Origin of the sequence: Gordonia sp. NB41Y (assembly GCF_030718915.1) — a bacterium.
In the GTDB taxonomy this organism is placed as follows: domain Bacteria; phylum Actinomycetota; class Actinomycetes; order Mycobacteriales; family Mycobacteriaceae; genus Gordonia; species Gordonia desulfuricans.
Map to the genome: position 1 here is coordinate 5,364,282 of NZ_CP132196.1, position 20,681 is coordinate 5,384,962.

Sequence of the window (20,681 nt, forward strand, 5' to 3'; positions counted from 1 at the left end):
ATGACCGCATCACGCTACGTACCGCCGCTGCTGCGCCCGGTCGAGGCGGCCAAGGGCGTCTACCGCGCCCCACGTGACGGCCTTGCCCAGATGGGTCACCTGATCACCTTCCTGGTGCGGTCGATCGGCGCGGTGCCCATCGCATTCACCCACTACCGCAAGGAAGTCTGGCGTCTGCTCGCCGACGTGGCCTGGGGTAACGGCGCGATCGTCGTGGGTGGCGGCACCGTCGGTGTCATGGTGATCCTCGGGGTCATGGGCGGCGCGACCGTCGGCATCGAGGGGTTCACCGCCCTGCACCTGCTCGGTATGGACCCGGTGACCGGAGCGCTGTCGGCGTTCGCCACCACCCGCGAGATCGCTCCGCTGCTGGCGGCGACGGCGTTCACCGCCCAGTCCGGATGCCGGTTCACCGCCCAGCTCGGGTCCATGCGGATCAGCGAGGAGATCGACGCGCTCGAGTCCATCGCCATCCGCCCGCTGCCGTACCTGGTGACCACCCGGATGTCGGCGGCCGTCCTCGCGATCGTGCCGCTGTACTCGGTGTCGCTGGCCGCGAACTACCTCGCCTGCCAGATCATGTTCCAGCTGCAGAGCGGGCAGGGCAACGGCAACTACCTGAACTACTTCCATTCCTTCCTGGTCTCGCCGGACATGCTGTTCTCCTTCCTCAAGGTGATCGTGTTCGTCCTGCTGACCACCTTCATCCAGTGCTACTACGGGTACTTCGCCTCCGGCGGTCCCGAAGGAGTGGGAGTGGCGGCCGGCCACGCGATCCGGCTGGCGATCATCGTGATCGTCTTCGCGAATCTGATCATGACGCTGGTGTTCTGGGGAACATCACCCGGCATCAAGATCTCGGGTTAGGGGGCGGCATGCAGATCTCCACCGATGGCGCCAACCCGTCGCTGCTGGCCTATGTGCTGCGCGGCCTGGCCTTCGTGATCGCCCTGGCGATCCTGTTCGTGTTGCTGTTCATGCGCTATCAGGGCGTGTTCACCCAGACCGTCTCGGTGGACTCGCAGCTCACCGACGTCGGCGACGGCCTCAACGACGGCGCCGACGTCCGCTACAACGGTCTGATCGTCGGGCAGGTCACCGGCGTGCGACTGGCCGACGGTCAATCCGGCACCGGTGGGCAGGCGTTGCGGCAGGTCGACATGGACATCCTGCCCGGCCAGGCAGACGGTATCCCGGCCAATGTCACCGCCCGCACCGTCCCGTCGAACCTGTTCGGCGTCAACTCCGTCGAGCTGGTCCAGCCGGGCGATCCGGCGCAGCAGCACCTGGAATCGGGGGCCACCATCCCCGCCGACCGCACTCTGGAGACGGTCAAACTGCAGGACGCCCAGAATCAGCTCCGCACCCTGCTCAACGCGGTGCCCCCGGAACAGCTCGCCGCGGTCCTGGGCACCATCGCCGACGCCCTCAACGGTGGCGGTCAGGTGTTCGGCATGTTCGTCGGGGTCCTCGACCAGTACTTCAAGACGATCAACGACCAGTTCCCGCCCGGTGCGCCGTCGGGTTTCGACAACTTCAACAACTCGGTACGCGGACTGGCCCAGTCGTCGCCGCAACTGCTCGACACGCTCGGCCGCAGCGTCATCCCGGCCATGACGATCGCCGAGAACCGGGACTCGCTGACCGCACTGCTGTCGGCGGCGCAGAGCGTCACCGACGAGGTGCAGGCACTGTTCGCCGCCAACGGTGACGCGGGCAAACGCGTCGTCGCCGACGCCAACACGATGCTCGGTGCGGCCGTCTACCACGAGGGTGCGCTGCCACAGGCGCTGACCGCGCTGAACAACCTCGCGGCCAAGGTGCTCACCGTGTTCACCGGTGTCAACGGGCACGCCCAGCTCAACATCGGCGTCAGCTTCAGCGCCTTCCAGCGCTACACCCGGCAGAACTGCCCGGTCTACAACGGCGGCCCCTACGGTCAGCTGCGCGGCCCCGGCTGCGTCGGACCGGGCACCGGAACCGGACCCACCAGCTCCGGACCGCTGCTGGTGTACCCGCAGGACGGGATGCGGCGCAACGCCGCCCGCCCGGCCGGATCGGTCACCACCGGCACCGACAACCAGACCCTGCAGACCGCGCTCAACCGCAAGCCGTCGGCCGCCGACACCCTGATGCTCGGCCCGCTGGTCCAGTCGGTGACACCCACCCAGACCGCGCCCACCCAGACCGCGCCCACCCAGACCGCACCCACCCAGACCGCACCCGCCGGGCCGAACGGAGGGGGACGATGAGCGCCGGTCACGCCACGATCCGCAAACCGCTGATCGGGTTCTCCCTGTTCGCCGTCGTGGCGCTGCTGTTGACCTACGTCATCTACTCGACGCTGGAACGGTCGGTGTCGGGCGAGACCACGGGGTTCAGCACCACCTTCTCCGACGCATCCGGCCTCGCCGTCGGCGACGACGTCCGCATGGCCGGGGTGCGGGTGGGTCGCGTCCAGGCCATCGAACTCGACGGCGGCAAGGCCAAGGTGTCGTTCGAGGTGCAGGACAACCAGCCCATGTACACCACCACGCAGGCCGCGATCCGCTACCAGAACCTGATCGGCCAGCGCTACCTCGCGTTGAGCCTCGCCGACGGTGATGCGCAGCCGTTGTCGGCCGGATCGAGTCTGCAACAGCCGTCGGAGGATTCCTTCGACGTCACCAAACTGCTCGCCGGGTTCCAGCCGGTGTTCGACACGCTCACCCCCGAGCAGGTCAACGACTTGTCCAACGGATTGCTGCAGGCCTTCCAGGGTGACACCGTGTCGTTGAGCAACACCGTGGCCCAGGTGGGAAAGATGGCCTCGGACATGGCCGATCGCGATGTGGTGATCGGGGCGATCATCGACAACCTGAGCAGCGTGATGCGTGACCTGTCCCGGCAGGGCGACCAGGTCGGCACGCTCATCGACTCGGTCAAGCAGGTCGTCGAGAGTCTCAACGCACATTCGGCGCAGTTCGGTCAGGCCGTCAGCCAGATCGGCGACACCGCAGCCGGGTTCGCCGACGTGCTCAGCCAGACCCGCGGTGACCTGGCCCAGGCGGCGACCTCGGCCGACCAGGCCACCGCCAAACTGATCGGCAACGGCGCCAAGCTCGACCGGATGGCCATCGACCTGCCGATCTTCCTCGGACATTTCCCGATGGTGCTCGGCGAGGGGGCCTACCTGAACATCTACGCGTGCGATCTCGACATCGCGATCGGTGACGTGTTGTTCCCGCCGGGGATCATCAACAAGATCGGCGGCACCAAGCATTCGGTGGTGTGCCGATGAGGTCACGTCTGCGTCGCAGCTTCGACGGCAACCGCCGACTCTGGTACGGCCTGGTGGGTGCTGTCGTGATCGTCGCGCTGGTGCTCGGCGTCACCGCGCTCGCCGAGGCCGACCTCGGCAAGAAGACCTACACCGCCGATTTCGCGCAGGCCGGCGGCATCCGTCCCGGCGACAAGGTGCGTGTGGCCGGTATCGACGTCGGGAAGGTCGCCGCGACCGAGCTGCAGGGCAACCACGTCCACATGACCATGAAGGTCGACCGCGACGTCGACGTCACCTCCAACGGCTCCGCCGAGATCAAGCTGTCCACCCTGCTCGGGCAGCGGTATGTCGATGTGTCCCTGGGGAACTCACCCGATCCGGCACCCGGCGACGTGATCTCCGAGACCCGGGTGCCCTACGACCTGCAGAAGACCATCGAGAAGGGCACCCCGATCCTCGAGGGCATCGACGACGCCGAGCTGTCGCAGAGTGTGCGAGCACTGAACCGCCAGCTCGCCGGGGCCCCGGCGGTGACCAAACCCACCCTCGACGCGCTGACCCGGATGTCGGACATCATCACCAGCCGTCGCGACCAGATCAACCAGCTGGTGATCGACACCCGTACCGTCACCTCGATCGTCAACGACTCGCAGACCCAGCTCGCGGTGATCGTCGGACAGGGGGCACAGCTCACCCAGAAGATCGTCGCCCGTGAGTCGCTGGTGACCAAGCTGCTCGACGGGATCGCCGCGCTCACCGAGCAGGCGAAGGCCCTCGCGGCCGAGAACGGCAATCAGTTCGCGCCGATCATGGCCAACCTCAACACGATCAGTCAGGGCCTGGAGAAGAACCGTGCGAACCTGCGCAAGCTGCTGGAGATCCTGCCGGTGACCGCACGTCTGACCAACAACATCCTCGGCGACGGACCGTACGCCAACGGATATCTGCCGTGGGGGATCTTCCCCGACAACTGGCTGTGCCTGGCCCGGGTGGTGGACGGATGCTGACCTCGACGACCGAATCGGCGACCACTGCGGGCACCGACGCCGCCGTGCTCCGACGCCGCCGCATCTGGGCCCCCGCGGTCCTGGTGCTGCTGGCCGTCGGTCTGCTGTCGGGATGCTCGCTGATCCCGGCCGGATGGAAAGCCGCGGCCGGACAGGCCATCGAGGTGTCGGTGTTCTTCCCGAACGTGGCAGGCCTGCACACCACCAACGACGTTGCGGTGCTGGGTATGCCGGTGGGGCAGATCACCAAGATCGAGCCGCAGGGCAACCGCGTCAAGGTCACCTTCACCCTCGACAAGGACGTCCCGGTACCCGCCGACGCCACGGCCGCGATCGTCAACACCTCGATCGTCACCACCCGGCACATCGAGCTCACCCCCGCCTACTCCGGTGGGGCACGGCTCGAGGACGGCGCGGTGATGCAGAACGAGGGAATGAGCCCGGTGTCGGTGGGCGACCTGTTCGACGCCGTCGACAACCTCATGGTGTCGTTGTCGGGGGATGCGCCGGGGGAGGGCCCGGTCGCCGACATGATCGACATCACCGCCGGGATCACCGGCGGCAACGGGGAACGGTTGCAGGAGGCCATCAACCAGCTCGGCAGCGCCTCACAGGTGGTGGCAGGCAACGGCGACGGGATCGTCGAGATCGTGAAGTCGGTGCAGTCGCTGACCGCGGCACTGACCGCCAACTACCCCAAGATGAAGGCGTTCTCGTCGTCGCTGAACCAGGTCAGCGAGATGCTGGGCAGGCAGTCACCCGGTCTGGTCGCCACCCTCGCCGACCTCAACCAGACGCTGCTGAACACCTCGGAGTTCCTGCACAACAACAGTTCTGCCATCGGGTCGTCCACCGGACGGCTCGCCGCGCTCGCCGAGAACCTGAGCGACTACTCGAGGCAGGTGGTCGAGACCATCGACGTCGGACCGTTGCTGTTCCAGAACCTGTCGAACTCGGTGTCGGCGGAGCAGGGCGCGTGGCGGGCGCAGGTGCTGCTGGACAAGTCGCTGCTCGACAACCAGCTGCTGTCGCAGTTCTGCCGGACGATCAACCTGCAGAAGAACGGTTGTGAGACCGGGCAACTCGCCGATCTCGGGCCGGACCTGGGTGTGTTCTCCGCACTGTTGGAGCTGAGTAAATGATCGGGGGCATGCGGATGCGCAAGGCGCTGCTGACACTGATCGTCGGGTCGATGCTCGCGGTGTCGGGGTGTGGTGTGGTGCCCGGACTGACCGTCGAGCAGATCCCGTTGCCGGCACCGGGCAACCTGGGGGAGACCATCAAGCTGACCGCGTCGTTCGAGAACGCCCTGAACCTGCCGTCGCGGGCCAAGGTGAAACTGTTCGGCTCCGACGTCGGCGAGGTCACCGAGATCCGGGCGGAGAACTACAAGGCGATCGTGACGATGCGGGTCTCCACCTCGTCGCGGGTACCGGCGGGCACCGGGGCCGAACTGCGGCAGGCGACGCCGCTGGGTGACGTGTTCGTCGCACTGCTGCCACCGAACCGACCGACCGACGGCTACCTGGCCGACGGCGACACGCTGACCGGACCGACCTCGGCGGCGGCCACCGTGGAGGACCTGCTGGTCAGCATGAGCGGGTTCGTCGACAGCGGATCGCTCGGCTCCACCCAGCAGATCATCACCGAACTCAGTGCCGCGGTGTCGGCGGGACCGGACAGTGGCACCCAGCTCGGTGGCGCGATCGACGGGCTGACCACGGCGATCACCAAGCTCAACCAGAACTCGGCCGAGGTCGACACCGCGATGCGTAACACCCGGGTGCTCACCGGGCAGTTCGCCGACGGGCGGGCGCAGATCATGGCGGCGATCAACAAGCTGGCGCCGGCGTTCAACACCATCAACGGCCAGATCCAGCTGATCCTGACCACTCTGGACAAGACCAACCGGGTCACCGCGGCCACCAACGACTTCCTGCGCAACGACAAGCAGAACCTGATCGAGATGATCGGACATCTGGCGTCGCTGCTCGACGAGCTCGACTCCGGGGTCAACACGCTGGGGGCGCTCTCGGACAATCTCGTCGAGCTCACCCCGAAGTGGGTCAAGTCCACCAACTCGAGCGCGGCATCGTTGTCGGCGAAGGTCTACTACCTGAATCCGGGCGCCGGTTTCGATTCGGCCAGCAGGCTTCCCGAACTCCAGGATCTGGATGCAGGTGGTCAGTCGTTGCAGCAGACGCTCACCCGGCTGCTCGCACGGCTCACCGGGACACGGGGGTGCTGCGGATGAGTGGGGTGTTCGGATGGATGCGCAAGCACTCGGTGGGATTGGGTAATCTCGCGCTCGTCCTGGTGATGCTGCTGGGGCTGTCCTATCTGACGTTCGGGGCGTTGCGGTGGCAGCCGTTCCAGGGGCATTACCAGCTGACGATCCAGTTCCCGATCTCGGGAGGACTGCAGGACACCTCGCCGGTCACGTTGCGGGGTGCACGGGTCGGCGACGTCGACTCGATCCAGGTGCGTCCGCAGTCGGTGGAGGTGAAGGTCTCCATCGACGACCACGTGAAGATCAACCGCAACACCATCGTCGCGGCCCTCGGGTTGTCGGCGGCCGGTGAGCAGTACGTCGACTTCCAGCCGCCGACCGCCGACGGCCCCTATCTCGCCGACGGCGACACCATCAACGTCAACCAGACGTCGGTGACCACACCGTTCCCGGAGCTGCTGGAGACGACTCTCGGTGTGGTGGACCAGATCCCACCGGAGAAGCTGACGGTGATCGTCGACAACCTCGACATCGCGCTCAACCCCGACAGCGAGACCAACGACCTCAAGGCGCTCTTCGACGCCGGCGGGACGATCTTCGCCGACCTGTACCGGGTGTTGCCGCAGACCACCAAGCTGATCCAGGAGACCGGCACCATCCTGAAGACCACCGCCGACATCCAACCGGATTTCGGTGGCACCGTCACCGCCATGAGCAATGTGGTCAATGCCGCGGTCGCCGCCGACCGGGAACTGCGCACGTTGCTCGGCAAGGGACCCGCGCAGCTGACCAGTCTGACCGGTTCGCTCAACGAGATCCGCGATCCGGTGACCGATGTGCTCGGACAGTTCGTCGACATCGCCCGCCAGGGTGCATTGCGGGCCCCCGCGATCGTGAATCTGCTGCCGTCGATCCGGGACGCATCCATCAAGAGCCTCACCATGTTCCACGACGGTGCGTGGTGGGCGTTCGGCGCGATCTATCCGCGCCCGTACTGCGACTATCCGATCACTCCGACCCGACCGACCAAGATCCTGGAGCTCACCATCCCGACCAATCTGTACTGTGTGACCGAAGACCCCAACCAGCAGGTCCGGGGGTCGGCCAATGCGCCGAGACCGGCGGGGGACGACACTGCCGGACCACCGCCGAACTACGACCCGAATGCGCGCACGGTCCCACTCGACAAGTAGCGGCGAGGAATTCTCTGAGATGACAACTGTGGACGACAAAGACACCGACAGCACCGACAACGCCGACATCGAGAACGTCGACAACGGGACGGAGAACACCGTCGACGTCCTGGACAGCGGTGACGCGGCCACCGGTGACATGCCCGAGAAGAAGGCCGAGAAGGCCGTGCCGCTGTCCAAGAGCGGTCGTGCCCGGGCACGGGCCGGGACGCAGGCAGACGAGCCCGAACCCGCACCGGTGACGAAGAAGGAGGGTCGGGAGTTCTCCATCACGCTGTCGGGTCGCTCGCTGCGGCGCGCGCTCGGTGCCATCGTGGTGATCGCCCTCGTCGTCGCCGTCGCCGTGCTCGGCTGGCTGGTCTACCAAGGAGATCAGAGGCAGTCGGCGTTCGACGATTCGAAGCAGGTGTCGGAGGACTTCGTGACCCGGCTGGTCACCACCATCAATCCGGGAAACACCGACAAGTACAAGGAGATCCTGGGGCCGTTGTCGACGGGTGATCTGCGCAAACGGCTCGAGCAGGACCGCGCGGACACCGAACAGAACAGCCAGGCCCTCGCGATCGAGGCGACGTCCAAGATCGTCTCGTCGTCGGTGGAGTCCGTCGACGACGACACCGCCAAGACGACGGTGATGGCCGAGGTCACCGCCAAGAGTGCCAATGTGCCCAACGGCGAGACCCGACTGATGATCTTCATGCTCGACCTGAGCAAGGTCGACGGTCAGTGGTTGGTGTCGGAGTTCAGCGGCCCGCCCGGATCCACCAAGAGCGGCATCGTCGATCCGTCGCAATCGCTGCCCGGTCAAGGACAGTCCGCTGCCCCCACGACGACCCCGGCACCGGGGCCTACGCCGGCCGGCTGAGAGAGCCGCTGTCGCACCATCTGTGGATGGTTGGGGTTTGGAGTGCGGCTCAACCATCAACTGGCGCACTATTCTTGGATGGTTGAGCCGGGACCGAGCCGTTAGGCGAGGACCCGTGTCGAAACCTGGTGGGGTGAGTGTGTCGGTGACCCGGTGTGGGTGGTTGCTTTCCGACGTCGGCCGGCGGAGGTTTCGACACGCCTTGTCGCTTCGCTCCTCGTCGGCTCAACCATCAACGGGTGCTGAATCCCCCGGGGTTTCGTGCCGCTTCCTTTTGAGTCAGGAAGGATGAGCACATGCCGAAGAACATTGATCCCGAGGTCAAGGCTCGTGCGTTACGGATGTTGGCCGAGCATGGCGGGGAGTACTCGTCGACGACGGCAGCAGCTGCAGCGATCGCGAAGAAACTCGGAGTGAGTAAAGAGACGGTGCGCCGGTGGGCGGTGCAGGCCGAGGTCGATGGGGGCCGGAGGCCCGGGGCCAGCAGTACCGAGCTCGCCGAGCTGAAGCGTTTGAAGGCCGAGAACAAGCGGTTGCGTGAGGACGTCGAGGTGTTGAAAGCGGCGACGTCTTTCTTCGTGGGGGAACTCGACCCCCGCAATCGATGATCATCAGCTTCATTGATGAGATGCGTACCAAAGGTGTTGCGGTCGAGTCGATCTGCCGAGTCCTGTCTGAGCAGGGCTGTCAGATCGCCGCACGCACCTATCGGGCCTGGCGGTCGCGTCGGCCTGCCGGACGCACCCATTCCGATGCGGTGACGGTGGACAGGATTCGTGATATCGCTTGGCGGACCGATGATCGTGGGCGGCGTCGGCTGACGCCCGAAGGGCTGTACGGGCGTGAGAAGATGCGTGCTCTGCTGCACCGGACGTGCCTGCCGGGGGTGTCTGTCGGATCGGTTGATCGGGCGATGAAGGTGTTGGAACTCAACGGTATTCGTCGTTGTACGAAGATTCGGACGACGATCCCTGCAGCGGGTGGGAAACGGGCTGGTGACTTGTTGAACCGGGAGTTCACCGCGCCGGCCCCGAACCGGGTGTGGGTCACCGATTTCACCTATGTGCGGACCTGGCGGGGTTGGGTGTATGTCGCGTTGATCCTCGATGTGTATTCCCGCAAGATCGTGGCGTGGCATGCGTCTACGTCGAAAACGGTTGAGCTGGTGATGATTCCGCTTCGGATGGCGCTCTCGGAGCGGGAGCGGGAAGGTCGGCCGGTGGTGGCGGGCGAGTTGATCCATCACAGTGATGCGGGTTCGCAATATACGTCGTCGGCCCTGACGGGCACGCTTGATCTGGAATCGATCACCGCGTCGATCGGATCGGTGGGCGACGCCTACGACAATGCGCTGATCGAGTCGACGAACGGCCTGTACAAGACCGAGTGCATCCAGACCACGGTGTTCCACGCTGGGCCCTACAAGGACCTCTCGGACGTCGAATACGCGACCCTGGGTTACGTCGACTGGTTCAACTCGACTCGGCTGCACGGGTCGATCGGCTTGGTCCCGCCCAACGAGTACGAGGCTGCCTACTATGCTGGGGTCACTACCAGCAGGTAGCCCACCAACGAGGTGGCACGAAACCTGGGGTGCTTCATGCAGCAAGTGTGGATGGGTTGGTTTGGGCACCCGACTCAACCACCGACTGGCGCAGCATCTGTGGATGGTTGAGCCGGGACCGAGCCGTTAGGCGAGGACCCGTGTCGAAACCTGGTGGGGTGAGTGTGTCGGTGACCCGGTGTGGGTGGTTGCTTTCCGACGTCGGCCGGCGGAGGTTTCGACACGTCTCGTCGCTTCGCTCCTCGTCGGCTCAACCATCAACGGGTGCAGCAAGTGTGGATGGGCTGGTCTGGGCATTCGGCTCAACCTCCAACTGGCGCAGCATCTATGGATGGTTGAGCCGGGACCGAGCCGTTAGGCGAGGACCCGTGTCGAAACCCGGTGAGGTGAGTGTGTCGGTGACCCGGTGTGGGTGGTTGCTTTCCGACGTCGGCCGGCGGAGGTTTCGACACGCCTTGTCGCTTCGCTCCTCGTCGGCTCAACCATCAACGGGTGCAGCAAGTGTGGATGGGTTGGTTTGGGCACCCGACTCAACCACCGACTGGCGCAACATCTGTGGATGGTTGAGCCGGGACCGAGCCGTTAGGCGAGGACCCGTGTCGAAACCTGGGTGACCCGGTGTGGGTGGTTGCTTTCCGACGTCGGCCGGCGGAGGTTTCGACACGTCTCGTCGCTTCGCTCCTCGTCAGCTCAACCATCAAAGGGTGCAGCGAGTTTGGATGGGCTGGTCTGGGCATTCGGCTCAACCTCCAACTGTCGCAGCATCTGTGGATGGTTGGGGTTTGGAGTCCGGAGCAACCCCTAACTGTCGCAACATCTATGGATGGTTGAGCCGGGACCGAGCCGTTAGGCGAGGACCCGTGTCGAAACCCGGTGAGACGAGTGTGTCCGCAACGACCTCCGGCGGCACCGATCACGCGCGACGCAAGACCGCCACCGGGTGGTGGGCCCGTAGGGTCGCCACATCCACCGTGCCACTGTGGGTGTTGTCGTCGAGGAGGTCGACCCACGAACCGGGCGGCAGGGTGACGGTGGTGGCGGCCGCATCGGCCTCGAGCAGGCTGTGGGTGAATCGTGCGGTGATCATCACCACCGACGGGGGCTCGCCGTCGACGCCGCGGGCGAACGCGATGATGTGGTCGGCGGCGCTACCGTCGGCATGGATGGGCCGGTAGTCGCCTCCTGGGCCGAAGGCCTCCGGGTGGGTGGCGCGTACCCCGAGCGCGGCGGCGACGAGTCGTGTCTTCGGGTGATCGACGGAACGGTCGTAGTCCACCGGCCGACGGTTGTCCGGGTCGACCAGCGAGTCCTCGAACCATTCGGTGCCCTGATAGATGTCGGGAACCCCGGGTCCGAGTAGGCCGATCGCCTTGCGGGCCAACGCCTCCTGCTCCCAGGCGCTCGCGATCCGGGCGACGAAGGCGTCGATCGGTGTCGAGACCGGCGCGGTGGTGAGGGTGTGAACCCAGGCGTCGAGCGCGGCTTCGAACTCGGTGTCCACATCGGTCCACGACGTCCGCAGGCCGGATTCACGTGCTGCCTTGCGTGCGTACGCGCACAGCCGCTCGCGCAGCGCGTCGTCGACGGCCACCGGACGGCCGGAGTCGACGGGCCACACGCCGATGACATTCTGTAGCAGGAAGTATCCGGTCAGGTGGTCGGGCGGCGGTGCGGCCGCCCACACCTGGCGCACCAGCTGTGACCAGCGTTCGGGTACCTGGGCGAGCAGGGCGATCCGGGCGCGTACGTCCTCACCGCGCTTGGTGTCGTGGGTCGACGCCGCAGTCATCGCACGGGGCCAGTCGGCGGCGCGGACCACATTGTGGGCGTGGAAATCTCGCAACGGCAAGGTCGGGTCGGCCGGGTCGGAGCCCACCTCCTGCGCCGACACCAGTCGCGCCGTGCGGTAGAACAGGCTGTCCTCGACGCTCTTGGCGGTGACCGCCCCACAAGTCTGGGCGAGCCGAGCGGTGGCCGCCGACCCCGGGTTGGTGGTCGCGGTCACGATCGTCGCGAGTGCGTCGGCCAGGTCGGGTCGCCGTTCGGCGATGCGTGCGGCGGTGGCCTCCAGGCGTGGCCGCAGCGACGGATAGTCGGCGCGATACACGCCCAGGCCGGCGATCAGCTCGGCGGTCGCCGCGGTGACGGCGGCGATGTCGGCACTCGGGTCGGAGTGGGTGACGGCGCGCACCAGGCGACGATGCTCGGCCGGGAACATCTCGGTGAGGGTGCTCAGTTTGCGGTTGTGCTCGCTGTCGCGGAGCCAGCCGGCATCACCGGGGATGCCGGTGGTGTGTTCATGGATCTCCGACAACTCGACGATCCCCGACGGCGCGGTGAACAGGGCGTCGATGATCCGCATCTGGTCGTATCCGGTGGTGCCGTCGACCGGCAGTGCGGGTTCGAGTGGTTCGTCGGCGGCGAGGATCTTCTCGATCCACAGCAGGCGGTCGGTGCCGAGATCGCCGCGCAACCGGCCGAGGTAGTCCACCGGATCCCACAGTCCGTCGGGATGATCCACGCGCACACCGTCGATCAGGTCGGCCTCGACGAGGTCGCGCAACCACGCATGGGTGGCGTCGTAGACCGTCGGGTCCTCCTGCCGTAGCCCGGCGAGCTGGTCGATGGTGAAGAACCGGCGGTAGCCGATCATCCCCGAATCCCAGGGGACGAGCCGATAGTGCTGGCGCGCGTGGACCTCCTGTGGTGTGCCGCCGAGGGTGCCGGGGGCGGTGGGGAAGGCGTGGTCGTGGTACCGCAGGACACCGCGGGTGTCGACGGTGAGCGGGCCCAGATCGCCGTCGGAGGCGAGGACCGGAAGCGCCAGGGCGCCGTCGCATCCGTTGTCGAGGGAGAAGTCGGCGTCGAAGAATGCGGCGTACCGCGAACCGGGACCGTGTTGCAGCAGGTCGGCAAACCACGGATTGCGCAGGACCTCGGCGACGCCGGTGTGGTTGGGCACGATGTCGATCACCAGTCCGAGGCCGCGCTCGCGGGCCGCCGACCGGAGGACACGCAGACCGTCACGTCCGCCGAGCGCCGACGCCACCCCGGGTGGGGGGACCCAGTCGTACCCGTGTGTGGAGCCGGGCATCGCCGTTCCGATCGGAGACAGATAGATATGCGAGACCCCGAGTGCGGCAATGTGATCGAGTGTGTCGATGACGTCGGCGAACCCGAAGTCCGGGGTCAGCTGCACCCGATAGGTCGCGATCGGCTCCGGTCGGATCGTCATGTCAGGCCCTCTTGCGCAGGACCAGCAGTGACCGTTCCCGCACCGACAACACCGACCCCGACACCGCGGAGGTGACCGCGGAATGGCCGGTGGCGTCGGCGGTGTCGAGGACGCCTTCCCATTCGAGGCCGTATCCGGTGGGGGGTAGCCGGAAGTCGATGCTCTCGTAGTGGGCGTTGAAGCAGATCAGGAAGCTGTCGTCGATCACCTTCTCGCCGCGGTCGTCGCTCTCGGCGATCCCGGCCCCGTTGAGGAACACCGCCAGCGACTTGCCGAAGCCGCTGTCCCAGTCGGCGGTGGTCATCTCCGCGCCGGAGGGGGTGAGCCAGGCGATGTCGAGTGCCTGATGTCCCCACCGGATCGGCTTCCCGGCGAAGAACCGGCGCCGTCGGAACACCGGATGCTCGGTACGCAGGGCGATGGCACGCCGGGTGAAGGCCAGCAGGTCGGCGTTCTTCTCCGCCAGTGTCCAATCCATCCAGGCCAATTCGGAGTCCTGGCAGTAGACGTTGTTGTTGCCGAGCTGGGTCCGGCCGATCTCGTCGCCGTGGGCGAGCATCGGTGTGCCCTGCGACAGGAACAGCGTGGCCAGGATGTTGCGTTGCTGGCGGGCTCGCAGCGTGAGGATCTCCGGATCGTCGGTGGGGCCTTCCACGCCGCAGTTCCAGGACCGGTTGTGACTCTCGCCGTCGCGGTTGTCCTCACCGTTGGCCAGATTGTGCTTCTCGTTGTAGGACACCAGATCCCGCAAGGTGAAGCCGTCGTGGGCGATGACGAAGTTGATGCTCGCCGACGGCCGACGCCCGGTGGCCTCGTACAGATCCGACGACCCGGTGAGTCGAGAGGCGAACTCGCCCAGCGTGGCCGGCTCACCACGCCAGTAGTCGCGGACGGTGTCTCGGTACTTCCCGTTCCACTCGGTCCACAGCGGCGGGAAGTTGCCCACCTGGTAGCCGCCCTCGCCGACGTCCCACGGCTCGGCGATCAGCTTCACCTGGCTGACCACCGGATCCTGTTGCACCAGATCGAAGAACGCCGACAACCGGTCGACGTCGTGGAGTTCGCGGGCCAGGGTCGAGGCCAGATCGAACCGGAATCCGTCGACGTGCATCTCCAGCACCCAGTAGCGCAGCGAGTCCATGATCAGCTGCAGGGTGTGCGGATGCCTGCCGTTGAGACTGTTGCCGGTTCCGGTGTAGTCCATGTACATCGCGGGATCGCCGTCGACGACGCGGTAGTACGCCTTGTTGTCGATACCGCGGAAGCTGATCGTCGGGCCCATGTGGTTGCCCTCGGCGGTGTGGTTGTAGACGACGTCGAGGATGACCTCGATCCCGGCCTTGTGGAACGCCCGTACCATTGCCTTGAACTCGGTGACGGCACTGCCCGGCTGGTGGTTGTAGGCGGCCGCGTACTCGGCATGCGGGGCGAAGAACCCGAAGGTGTTGTAGCCCCAGTAGTTCTGCAGGCCCTTCTCCCGCAGCACGAAGTCGTTCATGAACTGATGCACCGGCATCAGTTCGATGGCGGTGACACCCAACGACTTCAGATGGTCGATGATCACCGGATGGCACAGTCCGGCATATGTTCCGCGCAGGTGCTCGGGGATGTCGGGGTGGGTGGCGGTCATGCCCTTGACGTGGGCCTCGTAGATCACCGTCTGGTGATAGGGCAGGCGCGGCGGACGATCGTTCTGCCAGTCGAAGAACGGGTTGATCACCACCGACAGCATCGTGTGGTGGCGCGAATCGAGCTGTGGCATGGCCGATGACGGTTCGGGGTCGACCTGCCGGTGATCGTCCGGGAACGGCGATTCCGGCTCCTCGAAGATCTCTTCGCCGGTCTCGTCCGGATCGGGGTCGAGGGAGGTTCCGGTCTCATCTGCCTCGTCGGCCGTGTCGGCGGGTCGGCTCTCGGCATCGACGACGAGGCCGTCGGGGTCGGATGCGGCCGCGGCGATGGTCAGGGCGACGGGGTCGGATGAGATGGGCTCGGCGCCAACGGAATCGGGTGAGCTCTCGGGGACGGAGGGGTCGACGGCCTCCAATGATACGGTGGACATCGACGCGATCTCGCCGTCGACCTCGGCGTCGACCTCCGTGCCGGTGGCGTCGACCGAGGTGGCGGACACATCGACGTCGTCGGCGGCCCCGTCGGTGTCGGGATCGGCGGCCGTGAGCGGATCCTCCGGTGCGCCATCGGGATCGGGTGTAGAGGGTTCGGGCGCAGAGGGTTCGGGCGCAGAGGAATCGGGCGCAGAGGGTTCGGGTGCAGAAGGATCGTCGTCGGCGGTCATCGGGTACGAGAACAGCGACGGGTCGGGATCGAAATCCCCGTAGAAGGCCTTGCCGTAGGGGTCGAGCAGCAGCTTGCTGGGATCACATCGCAGCCCCTGCGACGGATCGAACGGTCCGTGGACCCGGTACCCGTAGAACTGGCCCGGTCCGATCCCCGGCAGGTAGCAGTGCCAGCAGTAGCCGTCGACCTCCTCGAGCGGGATGCGCTGTTCGCTGCCGTCCGGCTCGATCAGGCACAGCTCGACCTTCTCGGCGACCTCGGAGAACAGTGAGAAGTTCGTTCCCGCACCGTCATACGTCGCGCCGAGGGGGTAGGCCTGGCCCGGCCACACCGGGAGTGGATGCGGTGCGTGCACACCGGGTCGCGGCGCGGCGCCACCGGCTGCGGGGGTGCCGGCGAGGCCGGCGGGATCGAGTGGCGCCTCGCCCGTGGACCGGTCGTCTGCGGTGGGCGGTACGGTCATGCGCGCCGTCCTGTGTTCATGTGTCGACCCTAGCGGCGAAACCGCAGGTCTACATCTCGGACAGGCGTCCCGGCCGCACCGGCGTGATCGGCGTCGCAGTCGGTTCGGCGACCGGTCGGGTCAGGGCTGGGCGCCGACGGTCCACGGCATCGCCCGGCCCATCTGCGCGCCGAGTCCGTCGGTGAGGCTGCGGACGTAGGTGGCGCTGAGGTGATGCCAGTCCTTGTAGACGATGATGTTGCCGACGATCGCGGGACACAGGTCGGGGGTGCACACGCCGTGGGACAGGTCCAGTGCGTGGAACAGCGGATTGGTCTCGGCGTATGCGGCGGCCGGATCGGTCGCCGACAGCGCCGCCCAGCGCTGGGTGCCGCACGATTCGGCGGTACCCCCCTCGGCCAGACAGGTCGGGGTGTCGATCAGGCCCTGCGCGTTGTGCGGCCACGGGGTGTCCCGGATTCCGAGCACCGGGATACCGGCACCGGTGAACCGTTCGAAGATCGGGGTGTAGTCGGTGGGCGTCCAGTCGCCGGGCCCGTCGTCGCGCGGTCGTGTGGAGTTGGTGAACACCGCGTCGGGTTTGTCGGAGATGATCATCGGGATCACCCGTTCGACCCAGTCGTGGCACTGCGGATAGGGCACGCCGTTCTGCCGTGGCACCGGATCGGTGGACAGCGGACAACCCATCTTCAGGTAGGTCTTGACCTTGAAGTGGTACCGCTGGCCCAGCAGGTTGAGCGCGCTGATCCACATCTCGGCGTGCGATCCGCCGGCCAGCGCGATGGTCCGTGAGGCCGCCGGATCACCGTAGATACCGACGTGGATACGTGGATCCTCGAAGTCGCTCATGTACCCGTCGGTGGATGTCTCGGGGAAATCCTTGATCACCGCCAGCGGGGTGGGTTGCGGGTCGAGCGCCGGCACCGGTGCGTTGTCCAGCAGTGCCCGCGCGCCCGGGAACTCGCGGGGATCGAGGTTCTTGGTGTCGACGGCGAGGGTGGTGACATGCCGCTGCCAGACCTGGATGCCGGCCACGCCGACGATGCTGGCGACCACCAGGATCGTGGTGACCAGCGAGGTGTAGCCGAACCATCGACGCCGTGACCATCCGACCAGGGGTCTGGGCAGGGTGGGGGCCTCGCCGTTGCGGAGCGGGTCCTCGACGTAGCGTTTGGTCAGCCAGGCGAGGCCGATGGACGCGGCGAGCAGCACCACCCCCTCGACGAAGTTCGCGTGGTTCTTGTCCCGCCAGCTCAGGTAGAAGATCAGCAGCGGCCAGTGCCACAGGTAGAGGGCGTAGGCGATGGTGCCCAGCCACACCGGACCGGTGGAGGCGAGCATCCGGTTGACCGCCGGCAGCGAGGTGTCCTGCTGCGCGTGCCTGCCCCGCCCGGCGCGTTCGGCGGCCACCGCACCGGACCAGATGATCAGCACCGTCGCCCCGACGGGTACCAGGGCCCAGGGGCCGGGGTAGGCGTCGACGCCGTCGATCCACCAGCCGCAGGTCACGATCAGGGCGAGGGCGACGACGGTCGCGGAGTTACGAATCCAGCGCGGCACCCGCCACGACGGCATCCACACCGCCAGCAGGCCGCCGGCCAGCGGTTCCCACAGGCGGGACAGGGTGTCGTAGTAGTTCCACTGCTGGTTGACCTCCATCCGCATGTGCGCCCAGTAGAACGAGAGCGCGGCGAGCCCGAGCAGCGAGACGCCCACGATCACCCGGATCACGGTGGGACGGGCGATCGGTGCGAAGACGGTGGCGATCAGCTTGATCAGGGCGGCGACGATCACCGCGGCCAGCAGCATGCCGACGAAGAACTGGCCCTGCACCGACATCGACCAGATGTGTTGCAGTGGACTGTTCGCCGAGCTCGCCGCCAGGTAGTCCTGGGAGTTCAGCGCCAGATACCAGTTCTGGTAGTAGAGGCCGCTGGCGATCAGCTCGTGTCCGATGTTGGCCCACCGCGTCTGCGGCAGCACCACCACGGTGAGCACCAGTACCGCCACGAGCACCGTGAACAAGGCCGGGAGCAGGCGTTTGAGCAGGCGTTTCAGCCGTGGCCACGGGTTGATCGTGTCCCAGTAGGAGACGCGGACCGACTGGCTGTGCACGGCGTGGCGCAGCAACGAACCGATGAAGAAGTAGCCGGACAGGGTGAGGAAGACGTCGACGCCGCCGGAGACCCGGCCGAACCAGATGTGGAAGCAGGCGACCAGGGTGATCGCGATACCACGCAGACCGTCGAGATCGGTGCGATACGCGGGCGTGGCGGCAGGCGTCACGACCGTGCGGTCGGAGGTGGGGGTTCGGGTGGTGGCCACAGGGGGAGAAGCGTCTTCCGTGAGGGATCGTCGGGTCCGTGGGTCGGCATCGGGTCACCGACGGCTCGCCACCCGACGCGCGAAAGCCCTGCCGCAGAGGCTACCGGGTCACGCGTCGATGGCGGCGGCACGATGCCGCGCGCCGTCGAGGATCACGTCGAGACCGTCGGCGAACTCGGCGCCGAAGTCGCGGCCCGAGGGACCGATCACGCCGAGCCGTTCCATCTGTGCGCGGGTCTGTTCCTCGATGGTCAGGCCGATGACCAGCTGACAGATCGCGGTGGTGATCGCCTGCGCGTCCCGGTCGGTCAGGCCACCGGCGACGGCGACCGCGGTGATGACATCGGCGACGGCCTTGTCCGACAGGCCCGACGCCCAGCTGGAGGAGACCACCTCGGCGCTGTCGGGCACGGCGAGCAGGGCGGCGCGTATTCCGGTGGCGAGGTCGGCGAGTTGCCGGTCCCACGGCAGGGCCGGGTCGGGGCCGGGAACCGAGGCGAGGATGTCGTCGGCCAGGGCGGCCAGCAGGGTCTGTTTGTTGGGGAAGTGCCAGTACAGCGCGTTGGGCCGGACCCCGACCTCCGCGGCGAGCCGACGCATCGTGAGGTCGGCGAGGGAGTGCTGGGTGAGCACTCCACGGGCGGCCGCGAGGATGTCGGCTCGGCTGTTGCTCACGGGGCCCAGGGTAGTGGTCGTGCGGCATCGCCCGGCGGGCACCCGAGCCGGTCACCGGTGGCCGCGGCGCCGATCGGGTCCGGGAACGCGGCGCCCGGAGTGACGCCACAGCACCACCTGTACACCGTTCAGGAGTTTTCCTGTACGGTGTTCAGGCAGCGGGATGGTGACGCCACCCACACCGCATCAGCCCCCGGTACGGAGCCCGTTCTCCGGCCGCCCGGTTCGACCGAAGGATCACCGCCGTGGACCACGCCAGCATCAGTGCCGTCGATGCCGCGCACATCTGGCATCCCTACGGGGCGTTCCCGGCACCCACCGAACCGCTCGTGATCGCCTCCGCACACGGTGTGCGCCTGCGCACCGCCGACGGCCGCGAGCTGATCGACGGGATGAGTTCCTGGTGGGCGGCGATCCACGGCTACGGCAACCCGGTGCTCGACGCCGCCGCCCGCCGGCAGCTCGACGCGATGAGTCACGTCATGTTCGGTGGCCTCACCCATGAACCGGCGGCGCGGCTGGCCCGGTTGCTTGTCGAGATCACCCCTGCACCGCTGAACAAGGTCTTCTTCTGCGATTCCGGGTCGGTGTCGGTCGAGGTCGCGATCAAGATGGCGGTGCAGTACTGGCGTGGCCGCGGCCGACCCGGACGCACACGGATGCTCACCTGGCGCGGTGGCTACCACGGCGACACCTTCGCCCCGATGAGCGTGTGTGACCCCGACGGCGGCATGCACGCCATGTGGACCGACGTGCTCACCCGGCAGGTCTTCGTCGACGCGCCGCCCGCCGACTTCCGGCCCGACTACGTGGCGGCCCTCGAGGCCGAGGTGATCGCCCACCGCGACGAGCTCGCCGCGATCATCGTCGAACCCGTCGTGCAGGGCGCCGGGGGGATGCGCTTCCACGATCCGCAGTACCTGCGCGAACTCCGGCGGATCTGCGACGAGCAGGACGTGCTGCTGATCTTCGACGAGATCGCCACCGGCTTCGGCCGTACCGGCACCCTGTTCGCCGCCGCGCACGCCGGCGTCGACCCCGACATCATGTGCGTGGGCAAGGCGCTGACCGGCGGATACCTGAGCCTCGCGGCCACCCTGTGCACCGACGACGTCGCCGCGGTGATCAGCGCCGGCGAGGCCGGGGGACTGGCGCACGGCCCCACGTTCATGGCCAATCCGCTGGCCTGTGCGATCGCCGTGGCCTCCACCGAGCTCCTGCTCGACGGCCCGTGGGCGCACCGGGTCGCGCGGATCGGGGCCGGCCTCGAACGCGGACTGGGTCCGTTGCGCGGTGTCGACGGCGTCGCCGACGTCCGCGTGTTCGGGGCGATCGGTGTGATCGAGCTCGACTCCCCGGTCGACATGCGGGCGGCCACGGCCGCGGCGGTCGACGCCGGCGTGTGGTTGCGGCCGTTCCGCAACCTCGTCTACGCCATGCCGCCCTACATCTGTTCCGACGACGAGATCGACACCCTCACAAGCGGTATGCGTGCCGCCGCCGAGGCCTGTGTCGCGATTCCGGTGGGAGGACCCCTGTGACCATCACCCAGACCGACGGGCGC

At 67.0% G+C, this 20,681-nt stretch carries 14 protein-coding genes and 1 other annotated feature; of the genes, 10 read left to right on the top strand and 4 right to left on the bottom strand.

Annotated elements, in window-relative coordinates:
• The 9 genes from Q9K23_RS23440 (at position 1) to Q9K23_RS23480 (ending at position 10,121) form a co-directional block, all read left to right on the top strand.
• A complete protein-coding gene (locus tag Q9K23_RS23440; RefSeq protein WP_020790605.1) occupies positions 1-867 on the top strand; it encodes an ABC transporter permease in 867 nt (288 codons plus the stop codon).
• An 8-nt stretch (positions 868-875) separates the two neighbouring features.
• Positions 876-2,252 carry an MCE family protein gene (locus Q9K23_RS23445; protein ID WP_059036493.1) on the top strand — a complete coding sequence of 459 codons (1,377 nt, stop codon included), beginning with the start codon at positions 876-878 and terminating at the stop codon, positions 2,250-2,252.
• Positions 2,249-3,280 carry an MCE family protein gene (locus tag Q9K23_RS23450; protein ID WP_020791733.1) on the top strand — a complete coding sequence of 344 codons (1,032 nt, stop codon included), beginning with the start codon at positions 2,249-2,251 and terminating at the stop codon, positions 3,278-3,280. The genes Q9K23_RS23445 and Q9K23_RS23450 overlap by 4 nt, the downstream gene beginning before the upstream one ends.
• The gene (locus Q9K23_RS23455) at positions 3,277-4,269 is read left to right on the top strand and encodes an MCE family protein (protein WP_020791739.1); all 993 of its coding nucleotides are present in this window, start codon (positions 3,277-3,279) and stop codon (positions 4,267-4,269) included. The genes Q9K23_RS23450 and Q9K23_RS23455 overlap by 4 nt, the downstream gene beginning before the upstream one ends.
• Positions 4,263-5,411 (top strand): MCE family protein, encoded by a 1,149-nt coding sequence (locus Q9K23_RS23460; protein WP_020791732.1) that lies wholly within the window; start codon positions 4,263-4,265, stop codon positions 5,409-5,411. The genes Q9K23_RS23455 and Q9K23_RS23460 overlap by 7 nt, the downstream gene beginning before the upstream one ends.
• A 26-nt stretch (positions 5,412-5,437) precedes the next feature.
• Positions 5,438-6,523, top strand: coding sequence for an MlaD family protein (locus tag Q9K23_RS23465; RefSeq protein WP_053777392.1), 1,086 nt, complete (start codon positions 5,438-5,440; stop codon positions 6,521-6,523).
• Complete coding sequence (locus Q9K23_RS23470; protein WP_053777391.1) at positions 6,520-7,692, top strand: MlaD family protein; 1,173 nt, start codon at positions 6,520-6,522, stop codon at positions 7,690-7,692. The genes Q9K23_RS23465 and Q9K23_RS23470 overlap by 4 nt, the downstream gene beginning before the upstream one ends.
• Before the next feature lie 19 nt (positions 7,693-7,711).
• On the top strand, positions 7,712-8,557 hold the full coding sequence (locus Q9K23_RS23475; protein ID WP_152972744.1) for a hypothetical protein: 846 nt from the start codon (positions 7,712-7,714) through the stop codon (positions 8,555-8,557).
• Between the two features lie 296 nt (positions 8,558-8,853).
• A protein-coding gene (locus tag Q9K23_RS23480) for an IS3 family transposase (protein ID WP_152972908.1) occupies positions 8,854-10,121 on the top strand; the annotation gives its coding sequence in 2 pieces (ribosomal slippage) (positions 8,854-9,127 and positions 9,127-10,121; 1,269 coding nt in all).
• Positions 9,123-9,257, top strand: a sequence feature (AL1L pseudoknot). It overlaps the preceding gene by 135 nt.
• A gap of 913 nt (positions 10,122-11,034) precedes the next feature.
• Here the strand turns inward: Q9K23_RS23480 and treY are convergent.
• From treY to Q9K23_RS23500, 4 genes are all read right to left on the bottom strand, one after another.
• On the bottom strand, positions 11,035-13,356 hold the full coding sequence (treY, locus tag Q9K23_RS23485) for a malto-oligosyltrehalose synthase (protein ID WP_053777780.1): 2,322 nt from the start codon (positions 13,354-13,356) through the stop codon (positions 11,035-11,037).
• Between the two features lies 1 nt (position 13,357).
• Complete coding sequence (gene glgX, locus Q9K23_RS23490; protein ID WP_053777781.1) at positions 13,358-16,117, bottom strand: glycogen debranching protein GlgX; 2,760 nt, start codon at positions 16,115-16,117, stop codon at positions 13,358-13,360.
• A gap of 120 nt (positions 16,118-16,237) precedes the next feature.
• On the bottom strand, positions 16,238-18,442 hold the full coding sequence (locus Q9K23_RS23495) for an acyltransferase family protein (RefSeq protein WP_053777782.1): 2,205 nt from the start codon (positions 18,440-18,442) through the stop codon (positions 16,238-16,240).
• Positions 18,443-18,550: 108 nt separating this feature from the next.
• Entirely contained in the window at positions 18,551-19,117 is a 567-nt protein-coding gene (locus Q9K23_RS23500) for a TetR family transcriptional regulator (protein WP_053777783.1), read from the bottom strand.
• 245 nt (positions 19,118-19,362) lie between these two features.
• Here Q9K23_RS23500 and Q9K23_RS23505 point away from each other — a divergent pair, with 245 nt between their 5' ends.
• Entirely contained in the window at positions 19,363-20,658 is a 1,296-nt protein-coding gene (locus Q9K23_RS23505) for an adenosylmethionine--8-amino-7-oxononanoate transaminase (protein ID WP_053777784.1), read from the top strand.
• Positions 20,659-20,681 lie beyond the last annotated feature (23 nt).

Excerpts from the sequence above, each read along its gene's own strand:
- treY (WP_053777780.1), bottom strand. The coding sequence starts at position 13,356 with ATGACGATCCGACCGGAGCCGATCGCGACCTATCGGGTGCAGCTGACC.
- Q9K23_RS23475 (WP_152972744.1), top strand. The coding sequence starts at position 7,712 with ATGACAACTGTGGACGACAAAGACACCGACAGCACCGACAACGCCGAC.
- glgX (WP_053777781.1), bottom strand. The coding sequence starts at position 16,117 with ATGACCGTACCGCCCACCGCAGACGACCGGTCCACGGGCGAGGCGCCA.
- Q9K23_RS23450 (WP_020791733.1), top strand. The coding sequence starts at position 2,249 with ATGAGCGCCGGTCACGCCACGATCCGCAAACCGCTGATCGGGTTCTCC.
- Q9K23_RS23455 (WP_020791739.1), top strand. The coding sequence starts at position 3,277 with ATGAGGTCACGTCTGCGTCGCAGCTTCGACGGCAACCGCCGACTCTGG.
- Q9K23_RS23470 (WP_053777391.1), top strand. The coding sequence starts at position 6,520 with ATGAGTGGGGTGTTCGGATGGATGCGCAAGCACTCGGTGGGATTGGGT.
- Q9K23_RS23445 (WP_059036493.1), top strand. The coding sequence starts at position 876 with ATGCAGATCTCCACCGATGGCGCCAACCCGTCGCTGCTGGCCTATGTG.
- Q9K23_RS23460 (WP_020791732.1), top strand. The coding sequence starts at position 4,263 with ATGCTGACCTCGACGACCGAATCGGCGACCACTGCGGGCACCGACGCC.
- Q9K23_RS23440 (WP_020790605.1), top strand. The coding sequence starts at position 1 with ATGACCGCATCACGCTACGTACCGCCGCTGCTGCGCCCGGTCGAGGCG.